Raw genomic sequence first — 13,584 nt, 5'->3', positions numbered from 1 at the left:
ATCGCAGTCATGACCAGTCGCGCTGACTGCCTCGTGCAAATTCTCGCCTACCGGCTCAGCCGAGACGAAACGCTCACCCTTCCCGCTCCAGGCGGGGGGAGCATCACGATCAACCGGTCCGGGGTACAGCCTGATCCTTTGCCCGAAGGCATGGCTCCTGAGGTCATGGCGATGATCGGTCACGCGCGGACGGCTCTCGGGTCGACCTTCCGCCCTCCGACAGAGTTCGACGTTCGGCAACTGGCACACGGAATGTGCCCGCGGTGCCGGAGCACCTGCGGCACCTACATGAACGGCACCTGGATCAGGTGCCGGCGCTGTCAAGGACAGGGAACCGTCATCCTCCTCTAGGAGGGCGCATGCCGCACATGATCTGCCCGAAGTGCAAGGGTGCATGTGGGGAGCACAAGACGATCATCGTGGAGAAGAAAGACGGCAGCAGGGAGCAGAAGGTGGTCTGGGAGGCGTGCAAGCGCTGTAGCGGGCAGGGCGCAGTTCGCAGCGACTGATAGGCACCGGGTATGACGTGCGTCTCACCAGAGCTGCGCGCCTTCAGGACGAAGAGGACTCGATGCCCACTCAGCAGCCCCCCACTTACCCCGCGTTCGTCGAACTCGCCACCGCCGACCCCGCCGTCGTCGGCCTCGTCCTCAAGGGCTCACACGCCCACGACGGCATGCCCACCGAGCACTCCGACCACGACCTGTACGTCGTCCTCGCCGACGACACGACCACGGACCTCACCCGGTTCGCGGGCCACCGCACTCCCGAACTCGACCTCGCCATCGTCCCCCTCACCGAGTTCCGCACGACCGGAATGCCGGGCTTCGAGCGCTACGCCCTCGCCCGCGCCAGGGTCGTACTCGACCGGCTCGACGGAGGCGTCGCCCAGATCCTGGCCGCCAAGGCACGACTCGAGGCCGACGAAGCGTTCCGGGACGCTGCTGAATGGCTCGACGCTTACGCCAACTCTCTCTACCGCTCGGTCAAGAACGACCGGGACGGACATCTGCTCGCCGCCCGGCTCGACGCCGCCGACAGCATCCGGTTCCTGCTGGAACTGCTCTTCGCCCTCGACCGTCGCCCCCGCCCCTACAACAAGTACCTGGAGTGGGAACTGGCCCGATACCCGTTGCCCGGCTGGGACAGCGGTCTGCTGCTGGACGCCGTGAACCGCATTTCGAGCACGGGAGACGTGGACCTGCAACGGCACCTGTTCGCCCAGGTCGAGGCAGTAGCCCGGCACGCCGGGCACGACGCGGTACTGGACGCATGGGGCGAAGACCTCGAACTGATGCGACCGCAATAGGAGTTTCCAGGCCGACATCGCGGCCCTGCGCCGGCAGCACCGGGGACTGCTGACGTTCGAACAGTTCCTCACCCGGCGGCTGGGGACGGGCCGATCCTGACCGTTCGCCCATCGGCTCATGCCCCAGGACGCGGCGGCACTCCAGCCAATCGCGGCGCTACCTCTGCATATCTGCGCGCGGCCGAATCTGCTCAGGACTCGTGCGGGAAGGCGCAGGTTCGCGGATGGCCTGAGCCTTGGCTCACTGTCCGGAGAGTTGCATCGCTGAACGTGCAAGGCGGAGAAGGCCGGCGCGCATCCGCTCCGCGCCCAGCTCCGGCAGGAGTGCGGATACGTGCTCAGCCGACAAGGCGGCCAGCACGGCATGGGCGGTGTGTTCGGGGTCAGAAGTTCCGCCGAGCAGGATCGCCATGTGGCGGTGCCAGAACCGGTAGGCCCCGATCCGGTATCGGGCACCGGGTGTCGCGGTCTCCGACATTCGGATCAGATCCAGGTGCTCCAACAGATAGTCGAAATAGGCATCGATGAACGCGGTGAGCCGCTCGTCGGCTGCCGCCCCGGGGCCGAGTGGTGGCGGCCCATGCAGGATCGCCTCCTGCAGCGCCCTCTCCCGGGCGTCCAGCAGAGCGACGGCCAACCCGGACTTGTCGCCGAACCGGCGGAACAAAGTGCCCTTACCGACGCCGGCGGCTGCGGCCACCTGGTCCATGGATACGGCCTGTACACCATGTTCGGCGAACAGCCGGGCGGCGGCTTCCAGAACCGCAGCCCGGTTACGTGCCGCGTCCACCCGCTCCTTGGGAGGTGGCGTGCGCAGCAGTTCCAACGGGATTGCAGAACCGGACTGCGGTCCGCTATTGTCGTGAGCCACAACCGGACTATAGTCCGATTTCTTGGAGGTAGCGACATGGCCGCACTCATCACCCGGACCGAACTGAAGGCGGAGATCGACGCCGGCACCGTGACCGTCGTCGACGCGCTCGGCGGAGAGTACTACGCAAAGCAGCATCTGCCCGGCGCCGTCGCACTGGTCAGGAACGATGTCGACAAACTGGCATCCTCCCTGCTCCCCGAACTCGACGCCGCGATCGTCACCTACTGCTCCAACCCGGCGTGCCCCAACAGCGGACAGGTCGCCGACCGGCTCACCGCCCTCGGCTACACCAACGTCCGCAAGTACCGTGAAGGCATAGAGGACTGGGTCGGCGCCGGCCTCCCCACCGAATCCGCCTGATCACCACCCGGGGAGGGGCGACGAGATGAAGCTTTGCCCCTCTCCCGGCAGTCGCACACATCTGCCTCACGCCGGGTCGAGGCGACGGGGACGGCCTCGCCTCTCACGTCTGTTCAGACGACAGTGGGAAGCGGCAGACCCGTCACCGAATGACTTCGCGCCAACCGACTCGGGCCACTCGAACAGCACCATCCGGCTGAATGAACCGGAGGTCATGACCTCCAGCATGGAACGGAGCCCCCAGGCGCCTCCGGTGTCCACGACCGGAAAGCGGCCCCGGCTCACCTGCTCGCCCGTTGGTGGCATCAGGCGACATCCACCGTCACGGCCGCCTCGGGCGAAAAGCCGACTTCCTCGATCAAGGCGATGAGAGCCTCGCGCAAATCGGCCGCTGCCGCCTCAGCTGTGGAGCCGTCGCCCACCGCGCCCACGCCGGGCCGGAGCTGAGCGCTGGCGCACCAGATCCCGTCCTCGTCCTGCTCCAGGACATAGGGCACATGCTGGGCCCTGTTCATGCTCTCCAGTGTACGGCGCACGCCCGCGCCGACCAGGCGCTTTGATCAGTCTCAGGTTCGACCCTCGTTTCCACCGAGAGCTCCGCCCTGACTCTCCCCGCCCCGGATAGCTGCCAGAATCGGCGACTCGGCCCCGTATGGTGACTGGTCGGGCTGGTATCGGCGCGCCATCCCTCGCGCCGAAGAGCTGTATGCGGAGTACCTGACCGAACGCGAAGCGGAGGAGAAGGACCGATGACGAATTTTCCCAAGTGGAGCAACGTCCGCGCCGACATCGTGGCTACCTCCGGCGGCGAGGAGGCCGTGGCTGAGGCAGGGCGGCGTAATCAGGCCTACATCGACGGCCACCGGCTGGCCGAACGGCGCAAGAGCCTGGGCCTGTCACAGACCGAGCTCGCTGACCTGATGGGAGTGACCAAGAGCCGGGTCTCCCAGATCGAACGCGGTGAGGTGTTCACCGTCGAGGCCATCGCCCGCTATGTGCAGGCCCTGGGCGGGCAACTCCAGATCTCGGCCGTGTTCGGCGATGACCTGTACATCCTACGCGGCACCGACACCCACGCCGCATAACGCGAACAGCCTTCGGCATCCTGGCCCCGCGTTCCCAGTGAAGCTTGTCGTTTAAGTTCTGCTCGGGTCAGACCAAGGGCTGCCCCCTTGCAGCCGTGCATAGTCTGCTTCCGTTCCAGGCGCTCGGTCTGCGCCGGTCAGAACGCTGCGATCGGATCAGCGGCGCGTTCGCGTCGGGACAAGGCCCGCATCACCGGCAGGAAGCCATGACGGGCCACGGCGATGCGGGTGAGGCAGACGGTGACCGCATCGGCGGCCTCCGCGGGCACCAACGGTGTGGGCATGTCCAGGCTGACGGCCAGGTCGGCGACGTGCGACGAGCAGGCCGCTGGTGTCGCGCTTTCCCACCGGGACGTGCGCGAACGTCTCTCGGAGGCGGTCGGCGAGCGGCCCGGCGAGTGGGCGATCGGCATCTACGACCGCCCGTCCGCCGGGACTGCCGCGCCGTCCGGAGCCGTCGAGCGCGGTCAAACCACTCCCTGACCGCGGGGCGCCCCCTGCCGCGATGAGTTCCGGCCGGGTCGCGAGTCTGTTCTGGTGACCGTCGTAGGATGCGGCCCGACACCACGGAGGACACCATGACGACCACGCCCGACAACCCGGCCACCGCGCTACCCGGCCGCCCGCCCGTGGTCGACCTGGCCACCTGGCAGGCCGCCCGTGACGAGCTTCTGGTCCGCGAGAAGGCCCACACCCGCGAGGGCGACGCCATCGCCGCGGCCCGCCGCCGGCTGCCGATGGTGGAGCTCGACGGGACGGTCGAGGTCGTCGGGCCCGACGGCCCGGTCCCGTTCCTGGACTTGTTCCAGGGCCGCGACGAACTCGTGGTCTACAAGCACATGTGGCACGACGGGGCTCCGCACCAGGGGCAGTGCGAGGGCTGCACCACCACGGCCTGGCACCTGAAGGACGCCGTCTACCTCAACGCCCGCGGCGTCTCGTTCGCCATCCTGACCACGGGCCGCTGGGACGAGGTGGCCTCCTACGTCGAGTTCATGGGCTACACCCAGCCCTGGTACTCGGTGCGCGACGTGGACGCGCCGGTCGGCGGCAACATGGGTCACATCACCTGCTTCCTGCGCGACGGCGACCGCGTGTTCCTCACCTACTCCACGACGGGCCGTGGCAACGAGCGGGTCAACGGGTCCCTGGGCCTGCTCGACATGACGCCCTACGGCCGCGGCGAGGCGTGGGAGGACAACCCGGAGGGCTGGCCCGAGGGGCGCAGCCCGTGCTGGTGCTGGCGCTCGGACGCGGACGGGAACGCCACCTGGGGCCCGACCAGCCGCCCCGTACCGCAGTGGACCCGCCCCGGCGCGACCCCCGTGGAGACCCTCGGCCGAAGCGGCCACCACCACCCAAACCCGTGAATCATCGAGGTCAGGTGCCTTGGCCCAAAGCGCTTTGGATCGCTGGCGATGGTTCCTGATGCCGTCAGCCTCACGCGTTGATGACATCCTCGTCTGGGCGGCAAATGTCTTGGCGCGACTCGCCTCCCAAGAGTACCGGCTGGTTGTGTTCTTGTGCCTTGCCTATCGTGGGTCCCTTCACAGACGAGGCAAATCGGCATCAACCACATAGACTTTTCGGATGCGGGAATCCCGGGCAATGCCTCGAATTGGGCCGGGAAGATTTCGGGTGGTGAATCCGTAGATGAGGCCGCCTCTTGCGTACATCCGCAAATTCTCGAGCTTGAGATGAAATTGGCCGAGCAATTGCTCGTCATTCTCCTGCAACAGGCTAACCCATTTTCTGAATTGGGCGGTGAGCGGCTCGGGATTGGCGGCGAACTGACACGTGTCGAATCCTCTGTAGCCGCACAGTATCGGCGCATCCCAAATCAACGGCTGGTCGGGCGCCACCAGCACGCTGCGTGGGTGTGGCCAGAGAGCTCGTACCTCTTTCTCCCTGAGCGGCTCGGCCAAGAGAACGAAGACCTGGACGGGCGTGTCGGCTGGGATGGCTTCGAGCAATGCCTCCTGATTGTCCAGGCCGTCGCTTACGGATGTCGCCCCACTGGCCGCGCTCAATATCGAGGTGAGCCGCCAAGGTAGCGTCTCCGGTGCCAGGACCTCGCCTACATTCCCCCATCGGATCTCACCGGACCACCGTGGAGCTTCAGTCATCGCGCTACGGGGTCCGAGCTCTATGGGCAAAGCCCCGTCTTCACAGGCGGCTCCGGCGATGGCTGTGCCGCTGTTCAGCTCATAATCGCCATGGGTGATGGCGAAGGAGTTGAGCGCGACCATCCTTAGGCGCGCACACGAAAGGGCTGTCGCCGGGTCCGGCGTACAGGCAGAAACAGCGATCGTCAGCACCAGCGTCATCAGCGCCGCAAGGTACGGACTCGGCCTACGAGGAACTGCCATGGTCATGTTCGTCGCCTCCCCCACGGTTATCACACGCAGTTGGTCGAAGACGAGGCTATAGCGATGAACCTCACTGTCGTCCTCAATCCACAGCTCGTCACCATGTCGGGATCGTAGACCTCGGGAAAAGCCAGGATGGAGAAGGGGAAACCGGCCCCGGATGTGCACCGGCAGCACTCGTGAGTACTTGTGTCGTGGCAGAGAAAGCGCAAGCGCCTGACCATTAGATACAGGCAAGCGTTTGTGAGCGAGATACGGAAACGGCAGCGGGGCCGTTGGGCTCTTGCTGTCGCGGACGGCGATGATCCCGGGCAGGTTGGTGGCGACCTCGACACAGTTCCCTCCGCTATTTCCGCTGAGTGTCCATCAGCAGAATTCCCATCCGAGCAGCCTAATAAGTTGATGGACTCGTGCCGCCTGACGACCTCCAGACTCAATGTCGGCCGTCCGGACTCGATACACTCCGCGCCTCAGTTGAATTTCTAGAGAGTCGTCTGAGGTCAGTTCTATTCCGGGCATTGCTGCATCGAACAGTATGACTGTATCACGCACCCCGATTGACGGCCCGTCCTTCCATGCGGCCAACGAAATTTGAGAATTAACCATTTGGATTAGCTCATCTTCTAAATCCGCATACAGCCATTGCATAAAGGCTTGATGCTCTGGCAGATATGCGGTTCGTAGAGGCTCGTCCCACAAGATGAGGGCCGTTCGCTGACGCTCAGGGTCGCCAAAACCGACAAACCCTGTAGCTCCATCCACTTCGCAAGCCTGCTGGTAGTCGCCCCGATGCCCTGTCCAGAGGGAAACATCATCAAGCGCGACGAGCACGAATGGCCCACCCGTGGCCTCGATCCACTTCACGCTATTACCATTCGAAGGCATCGTATATTTTTTCATTAGTGGGGCCATCTGGCGAACCCACCCTCGGTCCACTCGTCGTGCCGCACGGCCAGCACCGGGCCGACCAGACGGATGATCGTGTCCCGGTGCGGGGAGATGCCGATGACGTCGGTGCGGCGGCGGTCTCGTCAACCACCCTTGGGGATGGTCCGCCGTTCAACGCCCGAACGGACACCTACCTCGTGTGCTCCCCAGACACGCGGGGACGGTCCGCCCAGGCGCTGAGCTTCGCGTGTGTCGAGGTACAGTTTCGGGCCTGGAGATGGGTACGCGAACGTACACAGCCTGATGCCCCTCATAGTGCCAGGAGCGATCCTCAGGAACGCTCAGCTGCCCTGGTCGTTTGCTTTCCAGCGAAGCGCAGATGAGGTATGCCGCAATTAACAGGTTCCATCAACTGGTCATTCGACGACGGGAAGCGGCAGACCCGTCACCGAATGACTTTGCGCCAACCGGCTCGGGCCACCCGAACAGCACCGTCCGGCTGAATGAACACCCGCGCCCCATACAGCGGTAGCGCCCCGTTGACCAGCCAGTATTCACGGATGTCATCGACGACGTCCCACAGCCGGCGCGGACCACCCTGGTGAACCTCCGGCAATTCGGCCCCGTGTGCGCCGGCCCTCGCCCAGGACCCATCCGCGTGCACCAGCCACGCCGTCCGCCGCCCGTCCTCACCCTTCAAAATCATGCTCGATCCCACCGGAGGTAATGACCTCCAGCATGGAACGGAGCTCCCACGCGCCTCCGGTGTCCACGACCGGAAAGCGGCCCCGGCTCACCTGCTCGCCCCGTTGCTCCCGCGCGAGGTCGAACAGCTCATGCGACCTCGGGGGATAGTCACCTCCGGAACGCGTGGGCATGAACATCGCCCAGTCCCGCGCGATGTGCCCCACCGCCTTACCGTCCGCGGTCTTGACAGCCGTCACGATCAAGGAGGTGTTCGCGATCACGGTGACGAGCCGTCCGCCCGGTTTCAGGGCCGCCAGCCAACTCGGCGGGATCGGGCGTACCGACACCATCGACACGATCCGATCGAACTCCCCCGGCAGCGGGCCGGTGGCGTCGCAGGCGACCAGTTTGGGATGCAGACCGATCGCATCCAGACGGGCCGCAGCCGCCTCCACCGGGTACGGGTCCACGTCGATGCTGGTCACCCGGCCATCTCCGAGCAACCGTGACAACAGCGCCGCGCTGTAGCCCGATCCTGTTCCTACGTCGAGCACCCGTGCCCCGTCGTAGATCTCACCGTGCCGCAGCATACGAACCACCAGGCTCGGCAGAGTGGCCGACGACGTCGGACGCCCCGACACGACGTCGCCGAAGTGCGCATGATCGGCATGCTTGCCCGCGACCTGCGTGATCAGCGTTTGATCGCTGTACGCCGCCGCCAACCAGCTCTCAGCATCGGACGGACCGTCGTGCAGTTCCCAGTGCCCGAAATCGGCTCCGGGGGGTGTGTCCCACCAGCGGGGCACGAACAGATGCCGAGGCGTGGACACAACCGGCTCCCGCCAGCGCGACCCCGCTGGCGTCACCCCCGTCGCGAGCTGTGCGGCGCATGATTGCCAACTCATGTGCATCCCTTACTCATCCAGTGCGACCTCGTCAGGGTGAATGAACGACAGGAAGCTGCTGATCAGCTCGATCGTCGCCCACGAACTCGAAGGACTCCCGCACTCTGTATCCGCCCCGATCGGCACTCCTCGGGATGACAGATCGATCGGAGTATGACGCGTTCGTCGCGGCGGCGTGGCATCGGTTATTACGCCGGGCGGGGTTGTCGGCCAGGTAGTCGGCGAACTTGCGGACGCTCCACCGGGCGAAGGGACACCCCAGTTTTCCGGGCGCGCATATGACGGAAGACGGACCTGCGTCCTGGCAGAGAAAGCGGCAAGCGCCTGACCACGAGAGACGGTCAGGCGCTTGTAAGCGAGATATGGAAACGGCAGCACGCCCCATGAGGCGATGACAAGTGTTGCTGCCAGAGACCCATCAGGCTATTCGTTGAATTCGCCGAGTCTGACGCCACCGAGGAAGGCCCGCCATTCGCCTGGGGCGAAGACGAGTGCGGGGCCATTGGGGTTCTTGCTGTCGCGGACGGCGATGATCCCGGGCAGGTTGGTGGCGACCTCTACGCAGTTCCCGCCGTTATTTCCACTGAGTATGCTCTTCCGCCAAGCAGCCCCGGCGAGGTCTGCAGCGGTCAGGTCTTTACGGTCCACTGCTCTACTGCTTCCTTGATCATTTTGAGCGATTCGCCTGGACGGTACGCCTCTGCTCGCAGTCTGACAGGGCTTGCTACCCGCCGGTGAAACAACGAAGAACCCGCAAAACCAGCGGATTGTCTCTGTCAGAGACTGACGAGCCGCCCGGGGTGGTCGACCCAGACAACGTCGCCCGCCGGCGTGCAGGTGTAGCCGAAACGCTCTGCGGCCGGACTGCCCCACGACAACCAGCGCAGGAATGCCTCCTCGGCTTCGGCGTACAGGTCGCGATCACCGCTGCATTCCACCAGCCAGTCTCCGGCTGCTTTGCTCCAGCCCACACAGGCCGCTGAGGTGTCGGTGTGGGCCCACAGCACGAACGAGCCGCCGGTCCCGATGGTGCACACGACGCCGGGAAGCATCGCCGACACAAAGATGCCGGCCGCCCACTCACCAGCGAGCCGTCGCGGATCGACGCGGGCGACTCGCTCCCGTACGTCCTCACCGAGCCCTCGCAGCTCCGAGGTCCGCTGGCCGCGCAGCATCATGAACGAGCAGCCGGTGCCGATACGTCCGGCCGCCGTGCCGTCGCCGAGCGCGCGCAACGCCACGAACGCGCCCGGCCTCCAGGCAGGCATCCACGGGAACACGATTGTGCCGCCGGGCCGCGTCTGCTCGACCCACGCCAGTGACGCTTCCGCCACGCCGACCGTGACATGGACAGCGTCGTACGGACGGCCGTCGGGATGGCCGAGGGTCCCATCACCGTGGATGAGCCGGACGTCACGCCCGGCCCTGGCGAGGTTGGCCTGTGCTCGCCGGTGGACATCGATGTCCACCTCGATGCTGGTCACCTGGCCCTCTCCGACATAGCTGTCGATCAGCGCGGCCGTCCAACCGGTGCCCGTGCCCACTTCGAGAACGTCGTCATCCTCGTACAGGCCGAGCAGCTCGAGCTGGGCGGCGACGATCGAGGGCATCGAGCAGGAGGAGGTGTACAGGCCGCCGCCTTGCGCGACCGGTGTTGCGCCATCGTCGATCTGGGTGATGATCGGAATGTCGGAGTTGACGGCTTTCTCCCATGCCGCCGCATCCGTGGTGCGATCGAGGAGGTAGCCGTGGTCGTCTTCCGGCTGCACCCATGCCTGGTCGGGGACAAAAAGGCCGCGTGGGTTGGCGTGCAGCGCTTTCATCCAGCGACTTCCCAGGGGCTCGAACGCCCCGGTGATCTGTTCGATCAGGTTGGTCACTTCTTCTCTCCGCCGCCGTGCGCCCCGTCACCTTTGCCGCCCGGCTGCTGGCCGTTCTGCGACGGCTCCGTCTTGGGCAACGGCTTGTCGCTGGGCTTCTCGTCGTCCTCGTGCTTGCCCATCATGGGCCCCCTTCGACTTGTTTCGACACTATGTGTTGGTGATGTCCCCGCATCGCCGTTCAGCTGACTTCACACACATGAGGGCCGCAGCAGATCCCACTCCTTGACGCACTACACGGGTGGTCTCGACGGCTTGCGAGGTCATATACCGAAGGTGACGCTTCATCACGCACTGTGGCCAGAGAATTGGCAAGGATTGGCACCTCATCCTCATTGACCGAGGTGAAAGCGGTGAGTGAAGGTCTACCTGACGGCACTCCGAGCGCTGGAGACGCGATGACCTTTCCCGGCCCTTCCGAGGTCGCCTTCGTCGGCGGCGACCCCACATCGAATCAGTCCGAATGCCCCGCCGTATGGAGCGCGCCGGGCGGCATCTACATCCGCGGCAAGACAGTGGAGGATTCGGCCCTCGTCTCCAGGTTCGGCCAGGACGTCGGCAAGGGCGAGGACGAGACGGATATCTGGGTTCCCGATCGGCTGTTTCCAGCGATCCGGGAGGCAATCGACGACAGCTTCGAGGAGGGCCGGCAGGGTCCGGGACAGCATGATTTCGCCACCCTCCTGGCTGCGACACAGCGATCCCTGATCCGCTTCGAGATGCGCGACTCCTACGACGAGACAGAGCAGGGCTTCGCCGAGTGGCAACAGACCGGCGACGCCTCCTCCTACGACTGGTCCAACCATCTGGACCTGGTACGTGAGTCCGCAGCACGCGGTGTTCGATGGCGGCGCGTCCGGATCGTCTCCGAGCCGCTGAGCGAGTACATCAAGTGGGAGCATGCGCTCACCGACACCAACGTCAAGGCGGGCGAAGACATCCGGTGGCTACCACGCACCAAGGCGGCAGACCTCATGCTGCCCGGCGCCGACTGCTGGGTGTTCGATCACCGGGTGATCCGATGGAACTTCCAGCGCGGTGACGGCACCAACCCGAGGCACTACACCTTCAGCTCCGATCCGCGGGTGATCCGCGACATCGTCGGCGCGTTTGAGATCGCCTGGGAGCGGGCCACCCCACACGCCGACTACAAATCCTCCTGATCGTCGAATGCGGCCAGCGCCGACAGCACCAGGGCGCGGGCCTGGTCGCCGTGAACGGCCAAGGCCGCCAGACGGTCCCAAGCCTCGGCGTACATCGCGACCTCGTCAGAGTGCGTGAGTGACAGGAAACCGCTGATCAGCTCGATCGTCGCCTTGTCGTCGTCCACGAGCTCGAAGGACTCCCGAACTCTGTATCCGCTTCGATCGGCACTCATCGGGATGACGCCGAAGGAGATCGACGGCCAGCCCATCACCTGCAGGAGATGCTGTAACTGCTCGCGATGCGTCCGGTGGCTGAACATGGAGTAGCGCAGAACGGCTTCTTCCACGATGAACAGGAACCGCCGATGGGTGCGCAGGAACCGCTGCCTGCTCATGCGTTCGGCGACGGCTTCGGCCACGTCATCGACCTCCACATGCCGCTCCTCGCGGACGCCGAGCAGCACACCTGTCATGAACGCCTGCGTCTGCAAGAGCCCGTGCGGCAGCTTCGTCTGATAGCTGCGGAAGACGGAGAGCCGCTCGAAGAGGTCTCCGGTACCCATCTTCTGCGTGGCGTTCAACCCCACCCGCCATCCCAGCTCCCGATAGCTGATCCACATCTGGATCACCATGCGCTGCTCGGCGAGGAGTTCGGCTTCGCGCTGCCCGGACGCGCCACAGATGCGGCACCACAGGCGAATGTGGTCAGGAGTGATCGTTCGCCGCGCGTTCTCGATCTTTGTGACGGTCGTCGCGTCGGCCCAACCCGCACGTTGGGCGAACTCCCGGCCAGTGATGCGTGCCTCCGCACGCAAGTCGCGGAGCTGGGCGGCGAGGCGCCGCCTGGCTTCCTGGGCCGATGATGACGGTGAGCTTGGCATCGACCACACGTTCCCTCAGGGCACGCCTGCCGACGGTCAGGTTGGCGAACATCGGCCCCAGCCAATTCTGCGATGCTCCATAAATTACCGCAGGGGAAAGCGGCAAGCTCCTGAACGCCAGATTCGGCCAGGAGCTTGCGCGCGAGATACAGAAACGGCAGTGCACCCCTTTGGCGACAACGATGATCATCGACGGAGAGCGATCAGGCTATTCGTTGAATTCGCCGAGCCTGACGCCGCCGAGGAAGGCCCGCCATTCGTCCGGAGTGAAGACGAGTGCGGGGCCGTTGGGGTTCTTGCTGTCGCGGACGGCGATGATCCCGGGGAGGTTGGTGGCGACCTCGACGCAGTTCCCGCCGCCATTGCCGCTGAGGGAGCTCTTCCGCCAAGCAGCCCCGGCGAGGTCTGCAGCGGTCAGGTCTTTACGGTCCATTGCTCTGCTGTTTCCTTGATCATTGTGAGCGATTCGCCTGGACGGTACGCCTCTGCTCGCAGTCTGTCATATCAGCTCTTCGATCTTGAGGGGGAAGGGTGTCGGCGTGGCCTGACACGCGAGAGCTCGTGACCCCGTAACGCTGGCTGTTGATCAAGGACAGTTAGTGACGGGGGCCACGAGCTGTGAACGACAGTACTTCGATCCTGTTCGGCATGCCGGAAATCACGGTCGTCAAGGTGGAACGCGTCGCCCAGGATGAGCAGCAATCGGCGCGGGTGGTGCATATCGAACGACCCGAGGAGTGGGCAGCCTGCCCGCAGTGCGGAGTGATCTCCACATCGGTGCGGCAGCGACGCACGACCCGGCCCCGCGACCTGCCCTATGGAGAACAAGCACTGCACGTGCGCTGGCATAAGCGGCAGTTCGCGTGCAAGGAGGCGCTGTGTCCGCGCAAGGCGTTCACCGAGTCCGTCGCTGAGATCCCGCCCCGAGCACGAGTAACCGGCCGGCTGTGCCGAGCCGCAGCGCGCCGCGTCGCCTCAGGCGCCTCGGTCGCGGCGGCCTGCCGCGAGTACCGGCTGGGCTGGCCGTTGACGCACCGCCATTTCACCGCGCTGGCCGACGCCGTGCTGGCCGAACCGCAGCCGGTCCAGGTGCTGGGCATCGACGAGACCCGCCGCGGACGGGCCCGCTGGCGCAAGAACCCAGACGGCAGCTGGGACAAGCTGGAGCGGTTCGAGACCAACTTCGTCGACCTGTCCGGCA

Annotated in this window: 18 protein-coding genes and 2 pseudogenes; 8 read left to right on the top strand and 12 right to left on the bottom strand. The window is 65.4% G+C overall.

Annotated features, from left to right (window positions below; genetic code table 11):
• Positions 1–359 precede the first annotated feature (359 nt).
• Both ACFOY2_RS11245 and ACFOY2_RS11240 read left to right on the top strand, forming a co-directional pair.
• Entirely contained in the window at positions 360–509 is a 150-nt protein-coding gene (locus tag ACFOY2_RS11245) for a hypothetical protein (protein ID WP_379527909.1), read from the top strand.
• 62 nt (positions 510–571) lie between these two features.
• Entirely contained in the window at positions 572–1,309 is a 738-nt protein-coding gene (locus ACFOY2_RS11240; RefSeq protein WP_379527908.1) for a hypothetical protein, read from the top strand.
• 241 nt (positions 1,310–1,550) lie between these two features.
• Here the strand turns inward: ACFOY2_RS11240 and ACFOY2_RS11235 are convergent, their stop codons facing one another.
• Positions 1,551–2,180 (bottom strand): TetR/AcrR family transcriptional regulator, encoded by a 630-nt coding sequence (locus tag ACFOY2_RS11235; RefSeq protein WP_379527907.1) that lies wholly within the window; start codon positions 2,178–2,180, stop codon positions 1,551–1,553.
• Positions 2,181–2,216: 36 nt separating this feature from the next.
• On the opposite strand from ACFOY2_RS11235, the gene ACFOY2_RS11230 reads away from it, so the two are divergent.
• Positions 2,217–2,543 (top strand): rhodanese-like domain-containing protein, encoded by a 327-nt coding sequence (locus ACFOY2_RS11230; RefSeq protein WP_379527906.1) that lies wholly within the window; start codon positions 2,217–2,219, stop codon positions 2,541–2,543.
• A 305-nt stretch (positions 2,544–2,848) separates the two neighbouring features.
• Here ACFOY2_RS11230 and ACFOY2_RS11225 read toward each other — a convergent pair whose 3' ends face one another.
• On the bottom strand, positions 2,849–3,058 hold the full coding sequence (locus ACFOY2_RS11225; protein WP_379527905.1) for a hypothetical protein: 210 nt from the start codon (positions 3,056–3,058) through the stop codon (positions 2,849–2,851).
• A gap of 234 nt (positions 3,059–3,292) precedes the next feature.
• Here ACFOY2_RS11225 and ACFOY2_RS11220 point away from each other — a divergent pair, with 234 nt between their 5' ends.
• The 3 genes from ACFOY2_RS11220 (at position 3,293) to ACFOY2_RS11210 (ending at position 4,998) form a co-directional block, all read left to right on the top strand.
• On the top strand, positions 3,293–3,628 hold the full coding sequence (locus ACFOY2_RS11220; protein ID WP_379527904.1) for a helix-turn-helix domain-containing protein: 336 nt from the start codon (positions 3,293–3,295) through the stop codon (positions 3,626–3,628).
• A gap of 240 nt (positions 3,629–3,868) precedes the next feature.
• Complete coding sequence (locus ACFOY2_RS11215; protein WP_379527903.1) at positions 3,869–4,111, top strand: hypothetical protein; 243 nt, start codon at positions 3,869–3,871, stop codon at positions 4,109–4,111.
• A 68-nt stretch (positions 4,112–4,179) separates the two neighbouring features.
• Positions 4,180–4,998, top strand: a complete 819-nt coding sequence (locus tag ACFOY2_RS11210) for a DUF899 domain-containing protein (protein WP_379527902.1) — start codon at positions 4,180–4,182, stop codon at positions 4,996–4,998.
• A gap of 177 nt (positions 4,999–5,175) precedes the next feature.
• Here ACFOY2_RS11210 and ACFOY2_RS11205 read toward each other — a convergent pair whose 3' ends face one another.
• The 8 genes and pseudogenes from ACFOY2_RS11205 to ACFOY2_RS11170 all read right to left on the bottom strand — a co-directional run bounded on the left by ACFOY2_RS11205 (position 5,176) and on the right by ACFOY2_RS11170 (position 10,482).
• Positions 5,176–5,955 (bottom strand): hypothetical protein, encoded by a 780-nt coding sequence (locus tag ACFOY2_RS11205; RefSeq protein WP_379527901.1) that lies wholly within the window; start codon positions 5,953–5,955, stop codon positions 5,176–5,178.
• A gap of 321 nt (positions 5,956–6,276) precedes the next feature.
• Positions 6,277–6,342, bottom strand: a pseudogene (locus ACFOY2_RS11200) (DUF397 domain-containing protein); the annotation flags it as partial.
• Between the two features lie 21 nt (positions 6,343–6,363).
• Positions 6,364–6,861, bottom strand: coding sequence for an Imm21 family immunity protein (locus ACFOY2_RS11195; RefSeq protein ID WP_379527900.1), 498 nt, complete (start codon positions 6,859–6,861; stop codon positions 6,364–6,366).
• Between the two features lie 59 nt (positions 6,862–6,920).
• Positions 6,921–7,022: pseudogene (locus ACFOY2_RS11190) on the bottom strand (transposase); the annotation flags it as partial.
• Between the two features lie 552 nt (positions 7,023–7,574).
• Positions 7,575–8,294, bottom strand: a complete 720-nt coding sequence (locus tag ACFOY2_RS11185) for a methyltransferase domain-containing protein (protein ID WP_379527899.1) — start codon at positions 8,292–8,294, stop codon at positions 7,575–7,577.
• A 606-nt stretch (positions 8,295–8,900) separates the two neighbouring features.
• Positions 8,901–9,125: a DUF397 domain-containing protein gene (locus tag ACFOY2_RS11180; RefSeq protein ID WP_379527898.1), complete on the bottom strand. Its 225-nt coding sequence runs from the start codon at positions 9,123–9,125 to the stop codon at positions 8,901–8,903.
• Positions 9,126–9,253: 128 nt separating this feature from the next.
• Positions 9,254–10,357, bottom strand: a complete 1,104-nt coding sequence (locus ACFOY2_RS11175; protein ID WP_379527897.1) for a methyltransferase domain-containing protein — start codon at positions 10,355–10,357, stop codon at positions 9,254–9,256.
• A complete protein-coding gene (locus ACFOY2_RS11170; RefSeq protein WP_379527896.1) occupies positions 10,354–10,482 on the bottom strand; it encodes a hypothetical protein in 129 nt (42 codons plus the stop codon). Before ACFOY2_RS11170 ends, ACFOY2_RS11175 begins: the two co-directional genes overlap by 4 nt.
• Before the next feature lie 171 nt (positions 10,483–10,653).
• Here ACFOY2_RS11170 and ACFOY2_RS11165 point away from each other — a divergent pair, with 171 nt between their 5' ends.
• Complete coding sequence (locus ACFOY2_RS11165) at positions 10,654–11,520, top strand: DUF6879 family protein (RefSeq protein WP_379527895.1); 867 nt, start codon at positions 10,654–10,656, stop codon at positions 11,518–11,520.
• Here ACFOY2_RS11165 and ACFOY2_RS11160 read toward each other — a convergent pair.
• Entirely contained in the window at positions 11,505–12,383 is an 879-nt protein-coding gene (locus tag ACFOY2_RS11160) for a Scr1 family TA system antitoxin-like transcriptional regulator (RefSeq protein ID WP_379527894.1), read from the bottom strand. The genes ACFOY2_RS11165 and ACFOY2_RS11160 overlap by 16 nt on opposite strands.
• A gap of 208 nt (positions 12,384–12,591) precedes the next feature.
• Positions 12,592–12,816: a DUF397 domain-containing protein gene (locus tag ACFOY2_RS11155; protein WP_379527893.1), complete on the bottom strand. Its 225-nt coding sequence runs from the start codon at positions 12,814–12,816 to the stop codon at positions 12,592–12,594.
• A gap of 185 nt (positions 12,817–13,001) precedes the next feature.
• Between ACFOY2_RS11155 and ACFOY2_RS11150 the strand changes: the two genes are divergently transcribed.
• The coding region (locus tag ACFOY2_RS11150; RefSeq protein ID WP_379527892.1) for a transposase family protein at positions 13,002–13,584 on the top strand (583 nt) is incomplete at its 3' end.

The organism is Nonomuraea purpurea (genome assembly GCF_042650645.1).
Taxonomy (GTDB): Bacteria; Actinomycetota; Actinomycetes; order Streptosporangiales; family Streptosporangiaceae; genus Nonomuraea; species Nonomuraea purpurea.
This window is presented reverse-complemented; position numbering and strand designations above follow the sequence as displayed.

Bases quoted from the DNA above. Each gene is read 5' to 3' on its own strand.
- ACFOY2_RS11245 (WP_379527909.1), top strand. From the start codon at position 360: ATGCCGCACATGATCTGCCCGAAGTGCAAGGGTGCATGTGGGGAGCAC.
- ACFOY2_RS11240 (WP_379527908.1), top strand. From the start codon at position 572: ATGCCCACTCAGCAGCCCCCCACTTACCCCGCGTTCGTCGAACTCGCC.
- ACFOY2_RS11230 (WP_379527906.1), top strand. From the start codon at position 2,217: ATGGCCGCACTCATCACCCGGACCGAACTGAAGGCGGAGATCGACGCC.
- ACFOY2_RS11225 (WP_379527905.1), bottom strand. From the start codon at position 3,058: ATGAACAGGGCCCAGCATGTGCCCTATGTCCTGGAGCAGGACGAGGAC.
- ACFOY2_RS11220 (WP_379527904.1), top strand. From the start codon at position 3,293: ATGACGAATTTTCCCAAGTGGAGCAACGTCCGCGCCGACATCGTGGCT.
- ACFOY2_RS11210 (WP_379527902.1), top strand. From the start codon at position 4,180: ATGCGGCCCGACACCACGGAGGACACCATGACGACCACGCCCGACAAC.
- ACFOY2_RS11205 (WP_379527901.1), bottom strand. From the start codon at position 5,955: ATGACGCTGGTGCTGACGATCGCTGTTTCTGCCTGTACGCCGGACCCG.
- ACFOY2_RS11170 (WP_379527896.1), bottom strand. From the start codon at position 10,482: ATGATGGGCAAGCACGAGGACGACGAGAAGCCCAGCGACAAGCCGTTG.
- ACFOY2_RS11160 (WP_379527894.1), bottom strand. From the start codon at position 12,383: ATGCCAAGCTCACCGTCATCATCGGCCCAGGAAGCCAGGCGGCGCCTC.
- ACFOY2_RS11155 (WP_379527893.1), bottom strand. From the start codon at position 12,816: ATGGACCGTAAAGACCTGACCGCTGCAGACCTCGCCGGGGCTGCTTGG.